Origin of the sequence: Marilutibacter chinensis (genome assembly GCF_021725675.1) — a bacterium.
Lineage (GTDB): Bacteria > Pseudomonadota > Gammaproteobacteria > Xanthomonadales > Xanthomonadaceae > Marilutibacter > Marilutibacter chinensis.
Genome location: NZ_JAKJPO010000029.1, coordinates 1 through 2,942, shown reverse-complemented (window position 1 = coordinate 2,942; position 2,942 = coordinate 1). Strand labels below are relative to the sequence as shown.

The 2,942-nt window shown below is 55.7% G+C and carries 4 protein-coding genes; all 4 read right to left on the bottom strand.

The window, feature by feature from the left end; translation table 11 throughout:
* Positions 1–78: 78 nt before the first annotated feature.
* The 4 genes from L3V18_RS19145 to L3V18_RS19130 all read right to left on the bottom strand — a co-directional run bounded on the left by L3V18_RS19145 (position 79) and on the right by L3V18_RS19130 (position 2,756).
* Positions 79–558, bottom strand: a complete 480-nt coding sequence (locus L3V18_RS19145; RefSeq protein WP_237057060.1) for a hypothetical protein — start codon at positions 556–558, stop codon at positions 79–81.
* A gap of 33 nt (positions 559–591) precedes the next feature.
* The gene (locus tag L3V18_RS19140) at positions 592–1,377 is read right to left on the bottom strand and encodes a competence protein CoiA (RefSeq protein ID WP_237057059.1); all 786 of its coding nucleotides are present in this window, start codon (positions 1,375–1,377) and stop codon (positions 592–594) included.
* 267 nt (positions 1,378–1,644) lie between these two features.
* Positions 1,645–1,890 carry a hypothetical protein gene (locus L3V18_RS19135; protein ID WP_237057058.1) on the bottom strand — a complete coding sequence of 82 codons (246 nt, stop codon included), beginning with the start codon at positions 1,888–1,890 and terminating at the stop codon, positions 1,645–1,647.
* Between the two features lie 92 nt (positions 1,891–1,982).
* Entirely contained in the window at positions 1,983–2,756 is a 774-nt protein-coding gene (locus L3V18_RS19130; RefSeq protein ID WP_237057057.1) for a hypothetical protein, read from the bottom strand.
* Positions 2,757–2,942: the final 186 nt, after the last annotated feature.

Below are 2,942 nucleotides of genomic sequence, written 5' to 3'. Positions count from 1 at the left end.
AGGAACGACCGAAGAAGGCGCTAGGCGGACTGACGCCGGCCGCCTACGCGAAACGACTGGCTGGTGAACCAGCTACTATTACCCCCGGACTCTAAACCGCCCCGCTACTGAAAGCGGGGGGACGTCGATATCCTCAGCATCGAGGATACCGCGATTCTCGATGGCTTCCAGAGACAGAGGCCACACCGGAACTTTCATCATCTTTCCTTCGAGCATCGGTCTAGCAACACCTTCGATCGTTTGCTTGAGTTCGCGCCATGTCTGCAGGATAGCCGCTGTTGGATCAGTGGTCGCCATCCGCACCAAGTGGAAGCCGTATTCTTCTCCGCTTTCATTGGCTACGACGGAGCCGGTTTCCAGCTTCTGCTCTAACTCTTCAGCGGTTCGCTGCCAGTGGCTGAACTCGGCCTCCACAAAATTTCCGATTCGACCAGTCTTAATGCGGGTGAACAGATCGAAGATTGGCCGCTTGAACAGGACACCCAGAGTGACTGCCACAGCCGGCCATGCCATTGCCTTCACCATCTCTACCGCAAAAGTCAGATAGTCCATCTCCATTCCCCCTTCCTGGTTTCGATAGTAAGTATCGTATTAGCCACAAGAAGGCTTGTCCCTCTGTCGCGCGGCGGCTCGATCACGCGACTGCTGGGCGGCCATGCGCATGGCGTCAAGGTTATCAATGCACCACAGGCCATCCACCCACATAAAGCGCCCGTTCAATGCGGCATCAAGCAATTGCGGCACTCTTGCCGAGAAGAAACCGGCGCCACTGATCATTGGTTCCGGTTCCAGCTCCAACCGAGCGACAGGAATGCCGGGCAGGCACGGGTTGAAATGTCCGGACGGTGGAAACTTTCCGCCGAACTCCGTCCGCAACCGCTCCTTCCCCATACTGTTAATGAGCGTCCGGTATCGGTCGTCGCGTAGCAGCCACAATGCCTGCACGCCAGCAGCGGAGTAGCGCTGCTGGCGATCGCAATAGTCACGCAGCGACTGATAGGAGCGTTGGATCTCGACGGCGAGGTTCACCTTTCCGCGCTCTGCCAAGACATCAGCCTGCCATCTGCCGGCGACGCCTGAGCCAGGTTCCTCGATTGACGCCCGGCAGCCCAAGTTCTCCAGCTCGCTTCGAACTAGAATTTTTGCGGTCAGGTGCCATTGGCTTTCTTTCGATGAGCTACAGGCGCCGCTGGCGTGTGCAAAAAAAGGGTGCCCATTCGCGCTCACTTTGGGAATAGCCGGCGACGGACAGCATGGCATTACCAGGTCGCCTATGCGGTAGGCACGCTGCAGTTCCCGCCACTCTGCGGGCACCATTCGCAACGCGTTGACCACCCCCGTGCCGTCCGCGTACTTCGCCTCGACCACCATCGCCATGCTCGCTCCCGAATGCCGTGCTGTTAGACAGGAAGCATTGTACGACCGGGGAGAAGAGAAGGCTGGGCCGAGGCCGCTGCGGGCCAAGTGCCAACTCGAAGGTTGATCGTGCGATTGGCGGCAACTTCAGCGGCACCAGCAGGTAATGTGCGCAGTCGTCCCCCCCCATGTCGTCTGCCCACCACCTGTGTCCCTTTCGACTCAGATGTCGGGCGCCCCAGGTGCTTCACCTACTTGCATCGAGCCACCCAATGTAATGAGGCGGAATCAAAGCTCTATCCGCAAGTAGGCCCAGTGATTCTGAAGAAGTGGAATAAGTCTTTCCTTAAGCAAGTCAAGCGTCGCGTCCGTCGTTACAACGATCGCGTGCGAGCCGTCACGATTAACTTCCGTGACGCCCTCTAGCCATTCAGCCTCATGAGCGAGTGCATTGAGATGCATCTCAAACTCATGCTCTTCCGGCATGAAAGGACAATGCCTGTCGAGATCTTCGCTGGTGATCTCTCGAAACACTACACGATGCTGCATGCCCCCCCCCCTGTCAGACCTAACACCTGAATTAAGTCGGGCCGCGAAGCGGTTTCGGTTTGAATGAACTGTAGACGTCAGCGTGCTCTCGTGACCTTGCGGTCAGTGGCTACTAGCTCCAAGGGATTGCTGGCATCCAAGAGAAGTATGCGGTTGCCAAAGGTATCTGTCTCCGGGTCGACGATCGTAAATATATACACGCCATCTGCTTTTCCAGCATAAAGCGCATTCGGATTGCTCTGAAGGTAGGTTTTTCCACCAAACGTTGAGGCGCAGTATCCGCCTAGCATTAGCACGTATATTGACCCGAACAATATAAGCGAGAAAGGCGCGATGACCGAGTCTCCCGCTATTTGCTTGATGTTACTCGGTTTGTTCTTTAGAGCCCTGTCCTGTTCATTAAGTTGTTCGTCAAGTTGTTCCAAGTACGACTTGCTCTCTCCGGTCTTCTGAGGCGGAGGCCAGAAATTGTGTGACCAAAGAGCAAACAAGACTAGACCGTTTGCCATCAGCTGTTTTGCAGTGAATGCTTGTGTTGCAGCGAGAACGAAGGGGAGAAAGATTACCATGCCTGTTAGACCGCGGCCGACGATTCTAATGATTGGATTCTGCGCGCGAAAAAGATCGGCGGCGAAAGTGAACATTGCGATGAAAATAACTCCGGCAACTGCGATTGCTGCCATTGAAAAGATGATCTTTGGGATGTCGACATCGACCATTGAGGCAGGAACGCCGAAATAACTAAAGTAGCTAGATTGAAATAAAAAGGCGAGATAGGTGCCGAGAATTGGGAGTAGTGCTAGCCAGGCGTTCTCGCTCAATCTAATCCGAATGTCGCGTTGATCTGCCATGACGTCTAACGCCTTATGTCTTGGCTTTCCCCTACTGTAAGCGCCGAGAGCCCGGCGTGCGCGCCCGATAACGCCTCGGTGTCAGCACCACCGTAATTCAGCAGGGGCCGCACGCCGGATCTCGCGCCCTGCGCCCGAACAGTTGATCGAGGTTGTCCTCGAACTGATAAGCGTGGGCCTCGGGCG